A 5,758-nucleotide genomic window follows, 5' to 3' on the forward strand; every position below is an offset into this window, starting at 1 on the left:
CAGCACTATGCGCCCGATTACATCTCGATCAGGGGTAAGGGTGATACGATTAAAATGTTAAAGTCTGAGGCTAAAAAGGCCAAGGCAATTTATTTAGCTTCTGACCCCGATCGGGAGGGAGAAGCCATTGCTTGGCACGTTGCCCACATTTTAAATTTAGATGTCAACGATAAAAATCGGGTTACATTTAACGAAATTACCAAGGATACTGTTAAGGATGCCTTTAAAAATCCACGGACAATCGATATGAAGTTAGTTAATGCTCAGCAAGCACGCCGAGTGATTGATCGCTTAGTGGGTTATTCAATTTCACCGTTGCTTTGGAAGAAGGTCAAAAAAGGGTTAAGTGCTGGACGAGTTCAGTCTGTTGCCCTCTGGATTATTATTCAGCGGGAACGTGAAATTAAAGCCTTTCAACCCGAAGAATATTGGACCATCACTTCTGAATTTAAAAAGGGACGATCCAAATTTCAGGCGGCCTTTTATGGTCTAAATGGAAAACGAAAAAAATTAAAAAATAATGAAGACGTGCAAAAAGTTTTGCAAAAATTAACCCGTCAAGCTGACTTTCAGATTACGGACGTTAAGAAGACCGAAAAAAAACGGCAACCACCACGTCCCTATACAACTAGTACTATGCAACAAGATGCTAATAAAAAATTGAGGTTTCGAACCGGTCGAACAATGATGGCCGCCCAGCAACTATACGAAGGGATTAATTTAGGTCGTGATGGTAATCAAGGATTGATTACCTATATGAGAACTGACTCTACGCGTATCTCTTCGGTTGCAAAACATGAAGCAGCGGAGTTTTTGCATAAACATTATGGCGCTGAGTATGCTGCTAATCATCCTCGAAAGGGTAAATTACCAGAAGGGGCTCAAGATGCCCATGAAGCAGTACGTCCTACTTCAGTTAATTTCACTCCGCATGAGATTGAAAAGTATTTAACCAAGGATCAGTTCAAACTCTATAATCTAATTTGGTCAAGATTTGTCGCGAGCCAAATGACACCGGCAATTGTTGATACAGAAACGGTTTCGATTTCCCAAAATGGAGTTGATTTTCGTGCTAATGGTTCTCAACTAAAATTTGAAGGGTTTTTAAAAGTTTACGCTGCTGGCAAGGAAAAGGATAATATCCTTCCGGAACTTGCCACGGGTGATTTGGTGCAACTAGTTAGTCATCATCCAGAACAACATTTTACTCAACCACCAGCTCGCTATTCAGAAGCAGCTTTGATTAAAACCTTGGAAGAAAATGGGGTTGGGCGACCATCAACTTATGCACCAACGCTGATGACAATCCAAAAACGCTATTATGTTAAACTCGAAACAAGAAGATTTGTCCCAACCGAACTTGGTGAAATTGTAAATTCCCTCATTGAAGAATACTTTCCAGATATTGTTAATGTAGATTTTACGGCTGCGATTGAAGAGCAACTTGATGAGATTGAAGAAGCCAAACGAGAGTGGATCAAGGTTGTTGATGAATTTTACCAGCCATTTTCCAAAGAAGTCGGTTATGCTGAAAAGGAAATGGAAACTATTCAAATTAAAGAACCGTTAGCTGGGTTCGATTGTGAAATTTGTGGTTCCCCAATGGTAGTTAAGATGGGGAAATATGGGAAATTTTTTGCTTGTTCACGTTTTCCGGATTGTCGTAATACGAAAACCATTGTGAAAGAAATTGGGGTTACTTGTCCAAACTGCCATAAGGGTCAGGTAATAGAGCGAAAGACCAAGAAAAACCGTTTATTTTATGGTTGTTCCCGATATCCGGAATGTGATTTTGTTTCTTGGGATAAACCGATTAGTAGAAACTGTCCAAAATGTAACCACTTTCTGGTTAATAAAAAAGTCCGAGGTGGGTGGCAGATTCAGTGTCCTAATGGTGACTACGAAGAAGATATAATTAAATAAGCATCTCAAAGGCGGTTCTTTCGAACAGTCTTTTTTACTAGCTCATCAAAAGGAGGACCGTTAATGACAATGCAAACCAACGAAGAATTATTGACGGTGTACCAAAAATATTTGCAAAATGAGCGGCAGTATTCAAAAGACACCATTACGGCTTATTTAGAAGATTTAGCCCAATTTCAAGCTAGTTTGGATGAGCAGGGCGAGTTAAAAGGATTTGCACAAGTTGATGAATTAGATGTCGCTACCTTTCTCAACATGTTACATGATAAAAACTATCAAAGCACCTCCGTGGCTCGTAAAATCTCAACACTGCGATCATTTTACGATTTTTTGATTCTCAACGAAGTTACCGATCAGAATCCTTTTGAAGTAGTTCAAATTAAACGGCATACAAAGCATCTTCCCCGCTTCTTTTTTGAACAGGAATTGGAAAAATTATTTCAAGCTGCCATGCAAACTACGCCACCTGCATTAGCCGTCAGAAACACAGCTCTTTTGGAGGTCCTCTACGGAACTGGAATGCGAGTTAGTGAATGTGCCAGCCTAACTTTGGCACAGATTGATTTGGACAATCAATTGATGGTGGTTCTTGGAAAGGGTAATAAAGAACGATATCTGCCATTTGGTCAGAGTGCGCAACAAGCGCTGCAAAATTATTTTGATCAAGGACGGCAGGTCTTAATGGGGAAATACCATCAGAGGCACGATTATTGTTTTATTAACCGTTTGGGGAAGCCACTGACTAGTCGTGGCATTGAATATATTCTAAATCAGATCATGAAAAGGAGTGGATTAAAGGGAAATATTCATCCTCATATGTTGCGACACACGTTTGCAACTGATTTATTAAATAACGGCGCTGATTTACGAACAGTTCAAGAATTACTGGGGCACGCTGATTTATCAACTACACAAATCTATACCCACGTGACTAAAGATCAACTAGTTAAAAATTATCAGCAATTCTTTAAAAGATGAGTGCTAATAAACTTATTATCAATTATCGAATCGTCCAGATCCTTGTTTTCTTGGCAATTTATTATAAAATTATTAAGTAATTAACTAGTTGGGAGCAGCACAATGCCAGTCATTTTAAAAAATCAGTTTTTAACCGTAAAAATTTTACAAAAGGGAGCCGAAGTCGTTTCAGTTGTTAACTCGGAGCAGTTGGAATATCTTTGGAATGGAGATCCTAAGCATTGGAAACGCCATGCACCACTTTTGTTCCCAATTGTAGGTCGCTTGCAGGATGATCAATACCAATATGACGGTACTATCTATAAAATGTACCAACATGGTTTTGCAAGAGACAGTAATTTTGAAATTGAGAGTCAGAGTGATACCCAAGCAGTCTTTTTATTACGACCTAATGCGACTATTAAAAAACATTACCCATTTAATTTTCGTTTATATGTAACCTACCAATTATTACAAGATACATTAGCGGTTTCCATGCTCGTGAAAAATGATGACCAACATTCCATGTATTTTTCAATTGGGGCGCATCCAGCTTTCCGAGTACCGTTAGAACCAGAACATGAACAATTTTCTGATTATCAAGTTGAGGTTTTACCGCATCGCGAATATAGTCTCATCCAACTGAATCAGGAAGGTTTAACTACTAGTTCTGAATCTGTTTGCGGGGTTAATACTAAAAAAATTGGTATTATGCACTGTCTCTTTAAAGATGATGCTAAAATTTTTGATGTCGAACCAAATCAAAAAACTACTTTTCGCCTGACTTCCCAAAAAAGTCGGCATGGGGTTAGTGTAACGGCCACTGCAAATCAATATTTTGGTTTGTGGTCAACCTATCCGCTAACATCTGATTTTGTCTGCATTGAACCGTGGTGGGGAATTGCTGATTCTGAGCATAGCACGGGCTTTTTGCGAGATAAGCAAGATATTAGTCGTTTACAATGTGGTGAGGATTTCCTAGCAAATTTTAAAATTAAATTCTTTTAATTGAATTTGATAAATGTGACAGGAGATGTGGTTTTGGAATTAATGAAAGCGAGCCGATTTATTAAACCTGGTGAGGTTAGGATTGAAACGGTTCCTAAACCAACCCTTGAAAAGGATACTGATGCAGTTTTAAAAATTGTCCGAGCTAGCGTTTGTGGGTCTGATTTATGGTGGTACCGTGGAATTTCCCAACGACCTAGCAATAGTCCCACGGGACATGAAGCGATTGGCATCGTAGAACAAGTCGGGAAAAAAGTTACAAATGTGCAACCAGGTGATTTTGTCATCATTCCGTTTACCCACGGTTGTGGTCATTGTGCTGCCTGTAAAGCTGGTTTTGATGGTAGTTGTCCTAATCGTGATCGAAGTAAACCTGCAGCTTATCAAGCTGAGTATTTACGCTATGAAAATGCCAACTGGGGGCTTGTAAAACTTCCTGGTCAACCAGACGACTATTCTGACGAGATGCTAAATTCATTTGTCACTCTTGCTGATGTGATGGCAACAGGTTTTCATGCTGCTAAAAGTGCAGAAGTAAAACCCCAAGATACGGTGGTGGTAATTGGTGATGGTGCTGTTGGTTTGTCAGGGATCATTTCTGCGAAACTCCTTGGTGCAACTAGAATTATTGCAATGAGTCGTCACGCTGATCGTCAAACCTTGGCAAAAGAGTTCGGGGCTTCAGAGATTATCGAAGACCGCGGATCAGCAGCAGTCGCTAAGATTATGGAACTAACTAATGATGCGGGGGCTGATGCCATTCTAGAGTGCGTTGGTTCAAACGAATCTGTCGATACCGCAATTGCCGCTGCACGCCCAGGTGCGGTGATTGGTCGTGTTGGTATTCCCCAACGAAAAGACCTGGATACCAGCCAACTTTTTCATAATAATATTGGTTTACGCGGTGGGACGGCTTCGGTTACCACGTATGATCGTGAGCTTCTCGTTCAAGCAGTCTTAGACCACAAGATTAACCCAGGAAAAGTCTTTACGAAGTCTTTTACCTTGAATGAAATTCAAGCTGCCTATCAAGCGATGGATCAGCGAAAAGCAATTAAGTCACTGTTAATAGTCAATCACTAGTTTCGCTTACTAATTAAGTTACTAATTCCTTGGTTGCTTTCTTTTCTATCCAGGAGATTTCAATCATGATTAAGATTGTTGACCGCAATCTTAAATATTAAGGGGACCCTCTTGATGGGTGCTCTTTTTTATTTTGTTTCAAAAAGTACTGAAAATCGTTGATACAACAAGAGTTAACTAACGACTACAACTCAATTCTTATTGACCAGAAACCTAAAACGATTATTGACTATATGGAGTTTAAGAATGCTGATACTTTTGAAAAGCAAATTAATGAATTAAATAATTTATCTCTTGAATATCAAAATGATCAAAAAACATTCCAGAAAAAATATGGAAATGAGATTAATGAATTTATCGAGAATGAAATCATTGATCAAATTATTCCAGATGCATTTGATATCTAATGAAAAATCTCAAATTTTTTAATTTTTTCAAGTTATACGCGCGTTAGTTAAATACTTTAGGAGATTTTAAAACACTACTCCCACAAGACTTTCAGCCGTTTAAGAACAAAAAAACATCGCGAAAGAACAAAAAAATAAAAAACAAAAATGTAGTTTAATGGTATAATTGTGTTATTAATAATTTTTTAGAGGAGATAGTTATGTAAAATAAGAAGGCAAAAAATGCAATTGACAATTTATTAAGTAGACAAGATTATCTGGTTGTTCAAGGTAACGATTTAGCAGAGGCTTTTGGTGAACTTAAATCCTTTGAACAAAGAATATTAGATTATTGTTTTAGCTTTGTGTAATAAATTGATTAATTAGTTGTTTGTCCTTTA

5 protein-coding genes and 1 pseudogene are annotated in these 5,758 nt (G+C 38.2%); all 6 read left to right on the forward strand.

Features of this window, described 5'->3' with window-relative positions; all coding sequences use genetic code 11:
* Positions 1–1,923: type I DNA topoisomerase (topA, locus tag FC87_RS06465; protein ID WP_056961962.1), on the forward strand; the 1,923-nt coding region annotated here is incomplete at its 5' end.
* 63 nt (positions 1,924–1,986) lie between these two features.
* Positions 1,987–2,901 (forward strand): tyrosine recombinase XerC, encoded by a 915-nt coding sequence (xerC, locus tag FC87_RS06470; protein ID WP_009166275.1) that lies wholly within the window; start codon positions 1,987–1,989, stop codon positions 2,899–2,901.
* Positions 2,902–3,003: 102 nt separating this feature from the next.
* A complete protein-coding gene (locus FC87_RS06475) occupies positions 3,004–3,888 on the forward strand; it encodes an aldose 1-epimerase family protein (protein ID WP_009166276.1) in 885 nt (294 codons plus the stop codon).
* A 42-nt stretch (positions 3,889–3,930) separates the two neighbouring features.
* A complete protein-coding gene (locus FC87_RS06480; RefSeq protein WP_035421713.1) occupies positions 3,931–4,971 on the forward strand; it encodes a zinc-dependent alcohol dehydrogenase family protein in 1,041 nt (346 codons plus the stop codon).
* Positions 4,972–5,129: 158 nt separating this feature from the next.
* Positions 5,130–5,378, forward strand: coding sequence for a hypothetical protein (locus FC87_RS06975; RefSeq protein ID WP_155830450.1), 249 nt, complete (start codon positions 5,130–5,132; stop codon positions 5,376–5,378).
* A gap of 227 nt (positions 5,379–5,605) precedes the next feature.
* Positions 5,606–5,725: pseudogene (locus FC87_RS07140) on the forward strand (replication initiation protein); the annotation flags it as partial.
* Positions 5,726–5,758: the final 33 nt, after the last annotated feature.

The organism is Fructilactobacillus florum DSM 22689 = JCM 16035, assembly GCF_001436645.1.
Taxonomy (GTDB): domain Bacteria; phylum Bacillota; class Bacilli; order Lactobacillales; family Lactobacillaceae; genus Fructilactobacillus; species Fructilactobacillus florum.

Excerpts from the sequence above, each read along its gene's own strand:
- xerC (WP_009166275.1), top strand. The coding sequence starts at position 1,987 with ATGACAATGCAAACCAACGAAGAATTATTGACGGTGTACCAAAAATAT.
- FC87_RS06475 (WP_009166276.1), top strand. The coding sequence starts at position 3,004 with ATGCCAGTCATTTTAAAAAATCAGTTTTTAACCGTAAAAATTTTACAA.
- FC87_RS06480 (WP_035421713.1), top strand. The coding sequence starts at position 3,931 with ATGAAAGCGAGCCGATTTATTAAACCTGGTGAGGTTAGGATTGAAACG.